A 13493-nucleotide genomic window follows, 5' to 3' on the forward strand; every position below is an offset into this window, starting at 1 on the left:
CGGGTGCCGCGACGGCGTCGGTGGTCAGCGGCCGGTGAGGTACTCGTGGGCGAGCGGCTCGGGGGCGACCGCGAGCCAGGCGTCCGTGAGGGCCTCGGCCAGGTGGCCGTCGTCGACGGCGTCGAGCTCCACCAGCACCGCGGCGTAGCCGTTGAAGTGCGGGATGGTGAAGAACCCGGGCCGGCCGGCTGCGAGCACCGCCTCCTTCTCCCCCAGGTCCCCGACGACGACGGCGAGGATCGGGCCCGCCGGCATGGGCCCGTCGCCGAAGCGCTTGACGTCGGCCTTGCTGAACGCGCGCTCCCAGGCGAAGACCTTGTTGTTCACCGTCCACTCCCGGCCGGTGCTGTGCCCGCGGCGCTCGCCCTCGACCGCGTCGGGCAGCGCTGCGGCGAGGCGGGAGACGTCGTCATAGGTCGCCATGGTCCGACCGTACGACCGCGCACGAGGGTCGGCTAGGGTGTGACCTGCGTTACCTGCGACGCCCGGTTGCAGGAATCCGCGCTCTCGACGAGGAGACCCGCTGTGCGCATCGGCATCCAGACCGGCTACTGGTCACGTAGGCCTCCGAAGGGCATCGTCGCCGCGATCGTCGCCGGCGAGGTGCTCGGGCTGGACTCGGTGTGGACGGCGGAGGCGTACGGGTCGGACGCGTTCACACCGCTCGCCTGGTGGGGCTCGCGCACGCGGCGCGTGCGGCTCGGCACCGGCATCGCGCAGATGGCCGCGCGCACCCCGACGGCGACGGCCATGCAGGCCATCACGCTCGACCACCTCAGCGGCGGGCGGTTCGTGCTCGGGCTCGGCGCGTCCGGGCCGCAGGTCGTCGAGGGCTGGTACGGCCAGCCGTACCGGAAACCGCTGGCACGCACGCGTGAGTTCGTCGACGTCGTGCGCGAGGTCGTGGCCCGCGAGCGCCCGGTCACGCACGACGGCGAGTTCTTCCGCCTGCCCCTGCCTGCGGACGCGCCGGGCGCGACGGGCCTGGGCAAGGCGCTCAAGCCGACGGTGCACCCGTTGCGGTCTGAGATCCCGATCGTCCTGGCCGCGCAGGGCCCGCGGAACGTGGCGCTCGCCGCCGAGATCGGCGACGGCTGGATGGCGGGCTTCTACGCGCCGCGCATGGACGCCGGGTTCCGGGCGCTGCTGGAGGAGGGGTTCGCCGCGCGCAGCGGCGCGCGGTCGCCGTCGTCGGGCTTCGAGGTGCTGGCCACGGTGCCTGTCGTGGTGCGCGACGACGTCGAGGAGGCCGCCGACGTGCTGCGCCCGCACGTGGCGCTGTACGCGGGCGGCATGGGTGCCAAGGAGGCCAACTTCCACAAGGCGTCGCTGGACCGGCTCGGGTACGCGGAGGCGCTCGACGAGGTGCAGGCGCTCTACCTGGCCGGGCGCAAGGACGATGCGGCGAGGGCGGTGCCGCTCGAGCTGATCGAGGAGATCGCGTTGGTGGGCCCGGCGTCGAAGGTCCGCCGCGACCTCGCGCGCTGGGAGGACACCGCGGTGACGACGATGCTGGTCCAGGGCGACCGCGCGTCGGTGCTCACGGTGCTCGCGGCGGCGCAGGCGCACGACGGCGCGAAGGCGTCGGCCGTGCGCGCGGCGGCCGGCAGCCTCCTCGCCCGCGTGGCCCCGCGGCGCGTCTGACGACGGAGCGCCGCGCGCTAGCGTGGCGCGTCGTCGATGCCGGGGAACCAGATCGCTCGCTTGAGCGCCACCCGGTGCCCGTCTCGGGTCAGCGGGGTCGCCTCGGCGCGGAGGGCGTCGAGCGCCGCGGTCGCGTGCCGTGCGGGCGGGGCGCCCGACGCGTTGACCACGCGCCACCACGGCACCTCGTTGGTGTCCTGCACCGGCCCGATCACGGCCGCCCCGTCCGGGACGAGGTGCGCGTAGCGGTCGCCGGACCCGGCCATCACCTGGCCCACCTGGCGCGGGCCGCCGCGGTGCAGCGTCTCGGCGACGATCTCCGCGATCAGCCCGTACGTCATGGCGCGTCCCGACGGGATCTGCCGGACGAGCGCCAGCACGGCCGTCGCGTACTCGTCGGCGGTGGAGTCGTGCGGGAGCGCGTCGTCGTGCGCGCTGTCGGGCGCCCTGTCGGGAGGCAGGGCGGGCGCGTTCTCGAGCGCGCCTGCAAGCGCGTCGTCGGGCTCGGTCGCGGGCGGCACGAGCCCGACGATAGCCCGCGGGGACGATATCCCGCGGGGCGATGACTTCCACGCCGCGACCCCGTCCTCCGGGCATGGACGATGTGCAGACGCTCGTGGCAGGGCGCGGGCTGGTCGAGGCCCCGCGCTGGCACGACGATCGCGTGACCTTCTCCGACTGGTCGGCCGGCGAGGTGCTGGCCCACGACCCGCGCACGGGCACCCTTGACGTCCTCGCACGCGAGCCGTCGCTTCCCTTGTGCACCGACTGGCTGCCCGACGGCCGGCTCCTGCTCGTCTCGAACAACGGGCCTCGGTTGCTGGTGCGGTCGCCCGACGGGAACGTCGCGCTCCACGCGGAGCTCGACGGGGACGCGAGCCTCACGTGGAACGACGTCGTCGTGCACCCGCGCGGGCAGGCCTACGTGAACGGCGGGTCGCTCAAGGGCGGCACTGAGGGCACCGACGGCATCGTGGCGGTGGTCGCACCCGACGGCACCGTGCGCACGGCGGCGGGTGGGTTCGCGTTCCCCAACGGCATGGCGGTCACCCCCGACGGCCGCACGCTGCTCGTCGCCGACTCGTGGGCGCAGGAGATCGTCGCGTTCGACGTCAGCCCCGACGGCGGACTGTCGGGCCGGCGCACCTGGGCCTCGGTGCCTGAGCACCCGGACGGCATCTGCGTCGACGCCGCCGGCGCGGTGTGGTTCGCCGATGTCGGCACCGGGCGATGCGTGCGGGTCGCCGAGGGAGGGCGCGTGCTCGGCGCCGTCGCACTGGACCGCGGCTGCTTCGCGTGCGTGCTGGGCGGGGCGGAGCGCCGGACGCTCTTCGTCACGGCGGCCGAGTGGCTCGGCTGGGAGCGGGGTGTCGCGCCGGGGACGGGGATCCTCGCGGCGGTCGACGTCGAGGTTCCCGGCGCCGGGTGGCCCTGAGGAGCGCCTCACGCGGCCGCTCCGCGGTGGTGATGGTGTGGAGCGAGGCAGCACAGCGGCGTCAATGTCGCCTGTGTGCTGCCCGACTCGACAACGACACCGCCCTCGCTCAGGTCTGGCAGACCCCGCACCAGAAGAGGTTGCGGCCTGCCAGCTCTTTGAGCAGCACGGATGCACCGCACACGCGGCACGGCAGCCCGTCCCGGTGGTAGACGTAGAACGCGCGGTCGGAGGGGACGGCACCGGGGGTGCCGTCGGTGTTCTGACGCGTCCGACGGCGGCGCCCCGGTCCGTCAGGGCCTGCGCCGCCGGCAGCCTCGGGGCCCGCAGCGTCGACGCCGGCGTCGTCAGGTCCAGCGCCAGCGGGTCCCCGATCCTCCGGCCGCGTCGTCACGATCGCACCGGTCGCGGCGCCGTCGCGCATGAGCGCGACGAGGTCGTCCCACAGCGCGCCGAGCGTCTCGACGTCGACGTCGCGGCCCGGCCGCAGGGGGTCGAGCCGCGCGCGGAAGAGCGACTCTGCCCGGTAGATGTTGCCCACCCCGGCCACGACGCCCTGGTCCATGAGCTGCTGCCCCACCGCGACGCGCGAGCGTCGTACCCGCGCGACGAAGTCGGCCCGGGCGGCGGCGGCGAGCGACGCGCGGCCGCCGTCGGACTGGATCGGGTCGGGGCCGAGCCGCGCCTCGACCGCCGCCTTCTCCGCGGGCGTGATCACCTCGCACGCCGTCGGCCCGGTGAGGTCGGCGACGGCGTGCGCGCCGAGCACTCGTACGCGCACGGCACCGCGCGGTGCGGGCACCACCCACGGCCGGCTGTCAGCAGCGCGCGCGGCCGGGTGTGGTCCTGACAACCCGTCGGCGGCAGCCGTGTCGTCAGACGCAGGCCCGTCCAGGTCCTGCTCTGCCTCGGACAGGTCCGCGGAGGCCAGCGCCGTCTCGCGTTCGCCGACGCGCTTGCGGGGCGCGCCGATCGCGTGGACGACGGCGGCCGTGCCGTCCGTCGAGAAGGTCCACGCGCCGTAGAGGCCGAGGTGCACGCGCAGCCAGAGGTCGGCCTCGCCCGCGACGCCGCCGTCGGACGCACCGCCGTCGGGCCGCACGAACCCCAGGAAGAGCTGCTTCCCCCACGCCTCGCTCGCGACCAGCATCCGCCCGGAGACGAGCGCGGCGCCCGCCGCGAACCGCCCCTGAGGGCTGGTCACGGCGAGCGCCTGGCCGCCGAACAGGTCGGTGAAGGCCCGCGCGAGGCGGTGGACGGTGTGGCCCTCGGGCACCGGCGGCGGCCGCTCTCGGTCGGTGGGTCAGGCGCGCGCGTCGCGCTTGGCCTCGTACGCCGACATCTCGTCGATGCGGCGCTGGTGGCGGGCGTCGCCGCTGAACGGCTCGGCGACGAAGGCGTCGACGATCGCCACCGCCTCGTCGACCGTGTGCATGCGACCGCCGACGGCGACGACGTTGGCGTCGTTGTGCTGGCGGCCCAGCCTGGCTGTCTCGAGCGACCACGCGAGGATCGCGCGGATGCCGGTGACGCGGTTGGCGGCGAGCTGCTCGCCGTTGCCGGAGCCGCCGATCACGATGCCGAGCGAGCCGGGCTCGGCGACGACGGCCTCGGCCGCGGAGATGCAGAAGGCGGGGTAGTCGTCCTGCGCGTCGTAGACGTGGGCGCCGTGGTCGACGACGTCGTGACCCTCTGTCCGGAGGTGCTCGACGAGGAGGTTCTTGAGCTCGAAGCCGGCGTGATCGGTGCCGATGTGAAGACGCATGGCGCCATTCTCGCCCAGATCGGTCGACCCCGAGGCCGCCTCGACGCACCCCGGGCACCGGTGCGCCCCTAGGGTGGGCGCATGAAGACCGAAGCCCTGAGGTCGGGTATCGATCTCGACGCCCTGGACCCAGCGACCCGCCCGCAGGACGACCTGTACCGGCACGTCAACGGCACGTGGCTCGCGACGCACGTCATCCCCGCCGACCGTGCGATGGACGGCGCCTTCCGCGCTCTCCACGACCTTTCGGAGGAGCGCGTCCGCGAGATCATCACGGACCTCGCGGCGTCGTCGGACACCGCCGCGGGCAGCACGGGCGCCACGATCGGCGACCTGTTCTCCTCGTTCATGGACACGGACCGCATCGAGTCCCTCGGCACCAGCCCGCTCGCCCCCGAGCTCGCAATGATCGCCGGCGCGACGTCGCAGGCCGAGCTCGTGGGCGTGCTCGGCGCGCTGCAGCGCACGGGCGGCGGCGGCGCCGTCGGGCTGTACGTCGACAACGACGCCAAGAACCCCGAGCAGTACCGCGTGTACCTGTACCAGTCGGGTCTCGGCCTGCCCGACGAGGCGTACTACCGCGAGGACCAGTACGCGCCGATCCGCGAGAAGTACACGCCGCACGTGGCGCGCATGCTCACGCTGGGCGGCGTCGGCGAGGCGCTGGGGCTCGGCGCCGGCGTCGACGCCGACGCCGCCGCCGCGCGCATCCTCGCGCTGGAGACCAAGCTGGCCGGCCACCACTGGGACGTCGTCAAGGACCGCGACGCCACGCTCACCTACAACCCGACGACGGTCGCGGAGCTCGCCGAGCGGGCGCCCGGGTTCGACTGGCGTGCCTGGGCCGCCGCGCTGGGCGCGCCCGCCGGTGCGCTCGACGCGCTCGTGGTGCGCGAGCCCTCGTACGCCGAGGGGCTCGCGGAGCTCTGGACGTCCGAGCCTCTCGAGGACTGGAAGCTGTGGGCCGCGTTCCGGCTCGTCACGGCCCGCGCGCCGTACCTGACCGACGAGCTCGTCGAGGCGAACTTCGACTTCTACGGCCGTACGCTCTCGGGCGCCCAGGAGGTGCGCGAGCGCTGGAAGCGCGGCGTCGCCCTGGTGGAGGGTGCGCTGGGCGAGGCCGTGGGCGAGCAGTACGTGTCGCGGCACTTCCCGCCGTCGCACAAGGAGCGCATGGACGTGCTCGTGGCCAACCTCGTGGCGGCCTACCGCGAGTCCATCCAGGCCCTGACGTGGATGACGGACGAGACCAAGACGAAGGCGCTGGCCAAGCTCGAGAAGTTCACGCCGAAGATCGGCTACCCGGTCAAGTGGCGCGACTACTCCACGCTCGTGGTCGAGGCCGACGACGTCGTGGGCAACGTCCGCCGCTCCAACGCGTTCGACCTCGACTACGAGCTGCACAAGGTCGGCCGGCCGCTCGACCGCGACGAGTGGTTCATGACGCCGCAGACGGTCAACGCGTACTACAACCCCGGCATGAACGAGATCGTCTTCCCCGCGGCGATCCTCCAGCCCCCGTTCTTCGACCCCGACGCCGACGACGCCGTGAACTACGGCGGTATCGGCGGCGTCATCGGCCACGAGATCGGGCACGGGTTCGACGACCAGGGCTCCAAGTACGACGGCGACGGCCGCCTCGAGGACTGGTGGACCGCAGAGGACCGCGAGGAGTTCGAGAAGCGCACGGCCGCGCTCGTCGCGCAGTACGACGCGTTCGTGCCGGAGCAGCTCGGCCCGGACGGCCCGCACGTCAACGGCAGCCTGACGATCGGCGAGAACATCGGCGACCTGGGCGGCCTCTCGATCGCGATCAAGGCCTACCGGATCGCGCTCGGGACCTCGCTCGACGAGGCGCCCGTGGTCGACGGCCTGAGCGGGCTCGAGCGCGTGTTCCTCGGCTGGGCCCAGGTGTGGCAGTCGAAGGGCCGCGACGAGGAGGTGCAGCGCCGCATCGCGACGGACCCGCACTCCCCCAACGAGTTCCGCTGCAACGGCGTGGTGCGCAACGTGGATGAGTTCCACGACACCTACGCCGTGAAGGAGGGCGACGCCCTGTGGCTCGCCCCTGAGGAGCGCGTCCGGATCTGGTGACCCCCGGCGGTCGGCCGTGGACGTGACCGTGGCCCTGTCTCCCGCGAGAGACAGGGCCACGGTCATACCCACGCCGGCCGTGGTCGGCGGCGGGTCAGTACGGGGCGATCCCCGCCTTCGCGATCGTGAAGCCCTTGCCCGACTCGTTGTCCTTGCAGTTCACGCCGGACTTCGAGCTCGAGCAGGTGAACTGGCCCTGCGTGACCGACTGGTCGTAGTCGAGCTTCTGCATGTCGCCCGGCGCCTTCTGGGGCTGCTCCGACGTCGGCACGCACGGGAGCTTCACCTCGCCCGACGCCGCGTCGATCGTCACGCGGTATCCCACCGTGCCGTCGCACGTGTCGACGGGGGCGGGCTGCTGGGCCAGCTGCCAGATCGAGCAGGTCACGTCGTCCGCCGTGATCTCGCACGTGATGTTGCTGGACGGCGAGGCGAACGCGGCCAGCACCGCCGCCGGGGCCTGGGCCGCGTCGGTCGCAGCGTCCGACGGCGCCTGGGACGCGGTCGACGCCGTCGTGGCGTCGTCGCCGGCGCCCATGCGCGGCGACGGCCCCGAGAGCAGGTTCCACGCGAACACGGCCGCGGCGGCGATCAGCACCACGTCGAGCACGATGAACGCGATCCAGCCGGGAGAGAGCCGGCGCCGGCGGGCCGGGGAGGGCTCGGTGTAGGCCTGCAGCGGGATCTCGACGTACGTGGGCTCGCCGTACGCAGGCTCGGCGAAGACAGGCTGCGCTGCCTGGCCGTAGGCCGCCTGGCCGTAGCCCTGCTGGCCGTAGCCCTGCTGGCCGTACGACGCCGGGGCGACCGCCGGCGGCATCGCCGACGCCATCGGCGCCGGGGCGTGGCTCGGCGGTGCAGTGTGCTGCTGCGCGGCCGCGGCCTGGGTGAACCAGTCGTCGGCAGGCGCAGGCACCTGCTGGAGCGGGATCCCGCGGCCGGGCATCGGCCGCGCCGGCTGCGGCGCGGCTGCCGCGAACGGGGACGCCGGGGCCGCGGAGCGGGGCATGCGCTGCGCCGCGGAGACGCGCTGCACCGCCGCGGGCGCCGAGGGCGCCGCCGGAGCGGGGCCAGGCGGGACCGGTGCGTGCACCACGGTCGGCGCCGCGGCCTGCGGCATGGGGGCGTGCGCCACCGTCGGCGCAGGCGGCACAGGCGCGTACGCGGTCGTCGGCGCCGGCGGCACGGGTGCGTGCGCGGTCGTCGGCGCAGGCGGCACCGGTGCGTGCGCCGTCGGCGCTGTCGGCGCGGGCGGCACCACGGCGAACGGGGCCGTGGGGATGTCGTCGTGCGCGAGCAGGCGTCGGGTTGAGGCCGCCTCGGCCTCGTCCGCGGGCTGGTCTGGAACCTGCGGCGGCGGGGGCGGGGGCGGCACGGAGCCCGGGACGTTCGGGCCGGACATTCGATCTCCCTCCGAGCGTGGACCGGGGCACATCGGACAAGACGGGCACACCGGGTCGCGCGGCAGCGCACCCGGCAGGATGCCACGTTCACCCGGGTGAGTCGAACTCGCCCCTCGTGCGCGGACTCGACAGGCACCAGATCTGGCCGCGTTCCGCGTGGATGCTCCCCAGCCGGCGGTGAGAGGATCGCCAGGGGTCGCGACGACGGGGCCCGCCACCGATCCGCTGCGGGGACCACCCGCACCGCAAGACCGAGGGAGAACCCGTGCCCGGACAGAACCTGACCCGCGCCGAGGCGATCGAGCGCGCCGGCGTCGTCACCGCCGTCGAGTCGTACGCGATCGCGCTCGACCTGACCACCGGTCCGTCGACCTTCGCGTCGACGACGATGATCCACTTCACCGCCGCCGCGGGCGCGAGCACGTTCCTCGACCTGGTCGCGCCCACGGTCCGGTCCGTCACCCTCAACGGGCGCGCGCTCGACCCGGCCGCGGTGTTCGCAGACTCACGCATCGCGCTCGACGGCCTCGGGGCGGAGAACGAGGTCGTGGTCGTCGCCGACTGCGCCTACACCAACACCGGCGAGGGCCTGCACCGCTTCGTCGACCCCGTCGACGGCGAGGTCTACCTCTACACGCAGTTCGAGGTTCCGGACGCGCGCCGCGTGTTCGCCACCTTCGAGCAGCCCGACCTCAAGTCGACGTTCCAGGTCACCGTCACCGCCCCGGCCCGCTGGCAGGTGGTGAGCAACCAGCCGTCGCCGGAGCCCGTCGCCGCGGGAAGCGCCGTCGTCGTCGGGAACGAGGAGGAGCCGGTTGCGACGTGGACGTTCGGCGCCACTCCGCGCATCTCCACCTACCTGGTGGCGCTCGTGGCGGGCCCCTACGCCGTCGTGCGCGATGCGCTGACCTCGACGGACGGGCGCGAGATCCCGCTGGGCGTGTTCTGCCGCCGGTCGCTGTCGCAGTACCTGGACGCCGACTACATCGTCGACATCACGCGCAAGGGCTTCGCCTTCTACGAGGAGGCGTTCGAGTACCCGTACCCGTTCGACAAGTACGACCAGCTGTTCGTGCCCGAGTACAACATGGGCGCGATGGAGAACCCGGGCTGCGTCACCTTCACCGAGGCGTACGTGTTCCGCGGCTCGGTGCCGGACGGGCGCAAGGAGCGCCGCGTCGTGACGATCCTGCACGAGCTGGCGCACATGTGGTTCGGCGACCTCGTGACGATGAAGTGGTGGAACGACCTGTGGCTCAACGAGTCGTTCGCCGAGTTCGCCTCGACGCTCGCCACGGCCGAGGCCACCGAGTGGACCGAGGGCTGGACCACGTTCGCGGCCTCGGAGAAGACGTGGGCCTACCGCCAGGACGCGCTGCCCTCGACGCACCCGATCGTCGCCGAGATCCGCGACCTCGAGGACGTCTACACCAACTTCGACGGCATCACCTACGCCAAGGGCGCCTCGGTGCTCAAGCAGCTGTACGCCTGGGTGGGCCGCGAGCAGTTCATGAAGGGCCTGGCGGCCTACTTCCAGAAGCACGCGTTCTCCAACACCGAGCTCCGCGACCTGCTGGTCGAGCTCGAGGCCACGAGCGGCCGCGACCTGGAGGCGTGGAGCGCGGCCTGGCTGGAGACGGCCGGGACCAACACGCTGCGGCCGGAGATCACGGTCGCCGCCGACGGCACTATCGAGTCGTTCGAGATCGTGCAGACGGCTCCCGCCGACCACCCGACGCTGCGCCCGCACCGCATGGGCATCGGCTACTACTCGCTGACCGGGTCGGGCGCCGTCGAGCGCACCCACCAGGTGATCATCGACGTCGACGGCGAGCGGACCGCGGTGCCGGAGCTCGTCGGCACCAAGCGCCCTGGCCTGATCCTGCTCAACGACGCCGACCTCGCCTTCGCCAAGGTGCGGCTCGACGCCGACTCGCTCGCGTTCGCCGTCGCGCACCTCGGCGCGATCAGCGACTCGCTGGCCCGCGGCGTCGTCTGGGGCTCCGCGTGGGACGCGGTGCGCGACGGCGAGGCGCCGGCGTCGTCGTTCGTGGACCTGGTCCTCAACAACGTCTCCGCGGAGACGGAGTCGACGACGGTGACCATGGTGCTCGGGCAGCTCGGCACGGCCGCCACGACCTACGCCGACCCGGCCCTGCGCGCCGCCCAGGCGACGCGCGTCGCGGACGCGCTGTGGGGCCTGGCCTCTGCGGCGCCGGCCGGCTCGGACCTGCAGCTGCAGCTCGTGCGAGCCTTCGCCGCGCAGGCGACGGGCGCCGAGCACGTGGCCCCGATCGCCGGTCTGCTGTCCGGTGAGACCGCGCTGGAGGGCCGCGAGATCGACACCGACCTGCGCTGGGACCTGCTGCAGGGCCTGGTCGCGCTCGGCGCTGCGGGCGACGCCGAGATCGACGCGGCCCTGGCCGCGGACGACACCGCGAACGGCCGTCAGGCCGCGGCACGCATGCGTGCCTCCAAGCCGACGACGGCGGACAAGGAGCGTGCGTTCGCGTCGATCGTCGACGAGGCGGACGTGCCCAACGCGATCATCCGCGCGACGGCGACCGGCTTCCGCCGCGTCACCACGCCGTCCGTGATCGAGCCGCTGGTCGGCCGGTACCTCGACGCGCTGCTGCCGATCTGGGAGTCCCGCTCCTACCAGATGTCGGAGGAGCTCATCGAGGGCCTCTACCCGCTGCCGGTCGCGACGGTCGCGCTGCGGGACGCCGTCCGCGGCTGGCTGGACGCGAACCCGGACGCGGCCCCGTCGCTGCGCCGCATGGTCGTGGAGAACCTCGCCGACACCGAGCGGGCCCTGAGGGCCCAGGTGGTGGACGCGGCGAGCTGACGGCCGGCGGTCCGGGATCGGGTCGGTGGTCTCGAACCATCGACCCGATCCGGACCGCCGTCCCGCTCACCCCTCTGGGGTCAGTGCCGCGATCAGGCTGCGCAGACGCTGGGACTCGAACAGGTCCTCCAGCAGGATCGGAGTGCCCGACGCGTCCCCCAGCGGCACCTTCCAGTTCGGGTACTCCTGGTCGGTGCCCGGCTGGTTCTGCGTGCGGCGCTCGCCGACCGCGTCGACGAGCTGCACGCCGAGCAGCGCGGCCGGCGTCTGGCGCAGGTAGCGGTGCATGGCCTCGACGATCTCGCGCTCGGACGGGTCCTCCCCGACCAGGCCACGATCGGCCAGCGCCCGCACGAACACGTCGCGCTCGGCCCGGGCGCGGGCACGCACCACGGACACGGGCTCGGTGAGCAGGCCCAGCCGCTCGCGCAAGTCCACCTGCTCGCCCGCGAGGTAGCCGGCGGTCGGCGGCATGTCGTGCGTACCCACCGACGCCATGGTCAGGTGCCGGTACTTCTCCGGGGGCAGCGGCCCGCCGTTCTCCTGCTCGAACCACATCACCGACGTGCCGAGGATGCCGCGATCGGCCAGGTAGTCGCGCACCCACGGCTCGAACACGCCGAGGTCCTCGCCGATGACGACGGCGCCGGCGCGGTGCGCCTCGAGGCACAGGATGCCGACGAGCGCCTCGTGGTCGTACGTGACGTACGTGCCGGCGGAGGCCTTCGAGCCGCCCGGGATCCACCAGAGGCGGAACAGGCCCAGGATGTGGTCGGCCCGCAGCGCGCCGGTCGAGCGCAGCACGGTGCGCAGCATGTCGCGGTAGGGGCGGTAGCCGGCCTTCTCGAGCGCGCGCGGGTTCCACGGCGGCTGCGACCAGTTCTGGCCCTGCTGGTTGTACATGTCCGGCGGAGCACCCACCTCGACGCCGCGCGCGAGGTAGGCGCCGTTGGCCCACGCGTCCGCACCCTCGGGGTGAACGCCCACGGCGAGGTCGTGCATGATGCCGATCTGCATGCCGGCCTCGCGCGCGATGCGCTGCGCGTCGGCCTTCTGCTCGTCGGCGACCCACTGCAGCCAGGCGTGGAAGTCGACGCGCTCCGCGAGCTGCTCGCGCAGGGCGTTGACCGCGGGCGTGTCCGGGGTCGACAGCTCGCGCGGCCAGTCCTTGCCGTCGAGGTGCTCGGTGATGGCGCACCAGGTGGCGAAGTCGCGCAGGCCCTTGCCCTGCTCGTCGACGAACGCCTCGAACGCGGCCTGCCGCGCGGCGCGCCGGGGCGCGGTGAAGACGACCTCGAGGGCAGCCTTCTTGGCCCCCCACACGGCGTCACGGTCGATGGGGCCCGGGTCGGTCGACAGGTCGCGCACCGGGTCGGCGGCCCACTCGACGAGCGAGCGGTCGGCGGCCGAGAGGTACGCCGTCTCGGGGATGTCCTCGACCCGCACGTAGATGGGGTTGAGGAACCGGCGCGACGTCGGCAGGTACGGGGACGGCGTCATCGGCACGGTCGGCTCGGCCGCGGCGAGCGGGTTGACCGCGACGAAGTCGGCCCCGGCGCGGTGCGCGGCCAGCCATGCGATGTCGGCGAGGTCGGCGAGGTCGCCCAGGCCCCACGAGGTCCGCGAGCGCACCGAGTACAGCTGCACCAGCAGGCCCCAGACCTGCCCGTGCTCGACGGCGGGCGGCAGGGTCAGGCGCTGCGGCGTCACCACGAGCGTCGTCTTGATCTCGTTGCCCTCGGTGCTCGCGTGCAGGGTGTGCCAGCCGAGCGGCAGGTCGGCAGGGACGGCGAACGTCGCCCGCCCGATGCGGCGCCCGTCGACGGTGCGCGGCTCGACGTAGAGCTCGACCTGGGCGAGGTCGCGTCGCTCGCGGCGACCGCGCGGCTGCGCGGTGGCCTCGGCCCCGTCGATCTCGGCCCACACCTCGACGGGGGTACCGTCGGTCACGTGCACCGGCACGGTGGCGTCGACGCCCTGGCGCACGACGACGGTGGGCGGCAGCGCGTGGCGCCATTCGTCGTCGCGCACGAGCGCGAGGCTCATCTGGACCTGGCGCGGCGACGTCGCCGGGACGCCGAGGGCCTCGAGCACCGCGACGAGCGTGGAGGCGCGCACCTGGTGGGCACCACCCCCGAAACCGTAGAACTCGGTGCGCACGCCATGGGCGTGAGCGAGCTCGAGCAGCTCGGCGGGGACCTCGTCGGGCGTTGTCTCGTGGCTCACGAGGACGATCTTGCCACCTGGCCAGGGGCCCAGCCCGATGGCACCCACGAACCCGACGCAGCCTGCACGCGCCGACGG

General features: G+C 73.6%; 10 protein-coding genes. 4 read left to right on the forward strand and 6 right to left on the reverse strand.

The features are described 5' to 3' along the window. Nucleotides 1–24: 24 nt before the first annotated feature. Complete coding sequence (locus tag ACO4JP_RS14000) at nucleotides 25–423, reverse strand: MmcQ/YjbR family DNA-binding protein (RefSeq protein WP_425954594.1); 399 nt, start codon at nucleotides 421–423, stop codon at nucleotides 25–27. A gap of 102 nt (nucleotides 424–525) precedes the next feature. Between ACO4JP_RS14000 and ACO4JP_RS14005 the strand changes: the two genes are divergently transcribed. Next, nucleotides 526–1644, forward strand: coding sequence for an LLM class F420-dependent oxidoreductase (locus tag ACO4JP_RS14005; protein ID WP_425954595.1), 1119 nt, complete (start codon nucleotides 526–528; stop codon nucleotides 1642–1644). Between the two features lie 17 nt (nucleotides 1645–1661). Here ACO4JP_RS14005 and ACO4JP_RS14010 read toward each other — a convergent pair whose 3' ends face one another. Then, the gene (locus ACO4JP_RS14010) at nucleotides 1662–2165 is read right to left on the reverse strand and encodes an MGMT family protein (protein ID WP_425954596.1); all 504 of its coding nucleotides are present in this window, start codon (nucleotides 2163–2165) and stop codon (nucleotides 1662–1664) included. Between the two features lie 74 nt (nucleotides 2166–2239). Here ACO4JP_RS14010 and ACO4JP_RS14015 point away from each other — a divergent pair, with 74 nt between their 5' ends. After that, the gene (locus ACO4JP_RS14015) at nucleotides 2240–3079 is read left to right on the forward strand and encodes an SMP-30/gluconolactonase/LRE family protein (protein WP_425954597.1); all 840 of its coding nucleotides are present in this window, start codon (nucleotides 2240–2242) and stop codon (nucleotides 3077–3079) included. Between the two features lie 109 nt (nucleotides 3080–3188). Here ACO4JP_RS14015 and ACO4JP_RS14020 read toward each other — a convergent pair whose 3' ends face one another. Both ACO4JP_RS14020 and ACO4JP_RS14025 read right to left on the reverse strand, forming a co-directional pair. After that, complete coding sequence (locus ACO4JP_RS14020) at nucleotides 3189–4355, reverse strand: Fpg/Nei family DNA glycosylase (protein ID WP_425954598.1); 1167 nt, start codon at nucleotides 4353–4355, stop codon at nucleotides 3189–3191. A gap of 27 nt (nucleotides 4356–4382) precedes the next feature. Further along, complete coding sequence (locus tag ACO4JP_RS14025) at nucleotides 4383–4844, reverse strand: ribose-5-phosphate isomerase (RefSeq protein ID WP_425954599.1); 462 nt, start codon at nucleotides 4842–4844, stop codon at nucleotides 4383–4385. A gap of 81 nt (nucleotides 4845–4925) precedes the next feature. On the opposite strand from ACO4JP_RS14025, the gene ACO4JP_RS14030 reads away from it, so the two are divergent. Beyond that, nucleotides 4926–6938 (forward strand): M13 family metallopeptidase, encoded by a 2013-nt coding sequence (locus tag ACO4JP_RS14030; RefSeq protein ID WP_425954600.1) that lies wholly within the window; start codon nucleotides 4926–4928, stop codon nucleotides 6936–6938. A 94-nt stretch (nucleotides 6939–7032) separates the two neighbouring features. On the opposite strand, the gene ACO4JP_RS14035 is transcribed toward ACO4JP_RS14030, so the two are convergent. Further along, entirely contained in the window at nucleotides 7033–8340 is a 1308-nt protein-coding gene (locus tag ACO4JP_RS14035; protein ID WP_425954601.1) for a hypothetical protein, read from the reverse strand. A gap of 266 nt (nucleotides 8341–8606) precedes the next feature. On the opposite strand from ACO4JP_RS14035, the gene pepN reads away from it, so the two are divergent. Then, on the forward strand, nucleotides 8607–11189 hold the full coding sequence (pepN, locus tag ACO4JP_RS14040) for an aminopeptidase N (protein WP_425954602.1): 2583 nt from the start codon (nucleotides 8607–8609) through the stop codon (nucleotides 11187–11189). Between the two features lie 66 nt (nucleotides 11190–11255). On the opposite strand, the gene malQ is transcribed toward pepN, so the two are convergent. Next, nucleotides 11256–13415, reverse strand: a complete 2160-nt coding sequence (gene malQ / locus ACO4JP_RS14045; protein ID WP_425954603.1) for a 4-alpha-glucanotransferase — start codon at nucleotides 13413–13415, stop codon at nucleotides 11256–11258. Between the last annotated feature and the right edge of the window lie 78 nt (nucleotides 13416–13493).

Origin of the sequence: Xylanimonas sp. McL0601 (genome assembly GCF_049852175.1) — a bacterium.
Taxonomy (GTDB): Bacteria; Actinomycetota; Actinomycetes; order Actinomycetales; family Cellulomonadaceae; genus Xylanimonas.

What these genes read in the sequence shown, in the direction of transcription:
- ACO4JP_RS14000 (WP_425954594.1), bottom strand. Translation starts at nt 423, where the DNA reads ATGGCGACCTATGACGACGTCTCCCGCCTCGCCGCAGCGCTGCCCGAC.
- ACO4JP_RS14015 (WP_425954597.1), top strand. Translation starts at nt 2,240, where the DNA reads ATGGACGATGTGCAGACGCTCGTGGCAGGGCGCGGGCTGGTCGAGGCC.
- ACO4JP_RS14025 (WP_425954599.1), bottom strand. Translation starts at nt 4,844, where the DNA reads ATGCGTCTTCACATCGGCACCGATCACGCCGGCTTCGAGCTCAAGAAC.
- ACO4JP_RS14030 (WP_425954600.1), top strand. Translation starts at nt 4,926, where the DNA reads ATGAAGACCGAAGCCCTGAGGTCGGGTATCGATCTCGACGCCCTGGAC.
- ACO4JP_RS14035 (WP_425954601.1), bottom strand. Translation starts at nt 8,340, where the DNA reads ATGTCCGGCCCGAACGTCCCGGGCTCCGTGCCGCCCCCGCCCCCGCCG.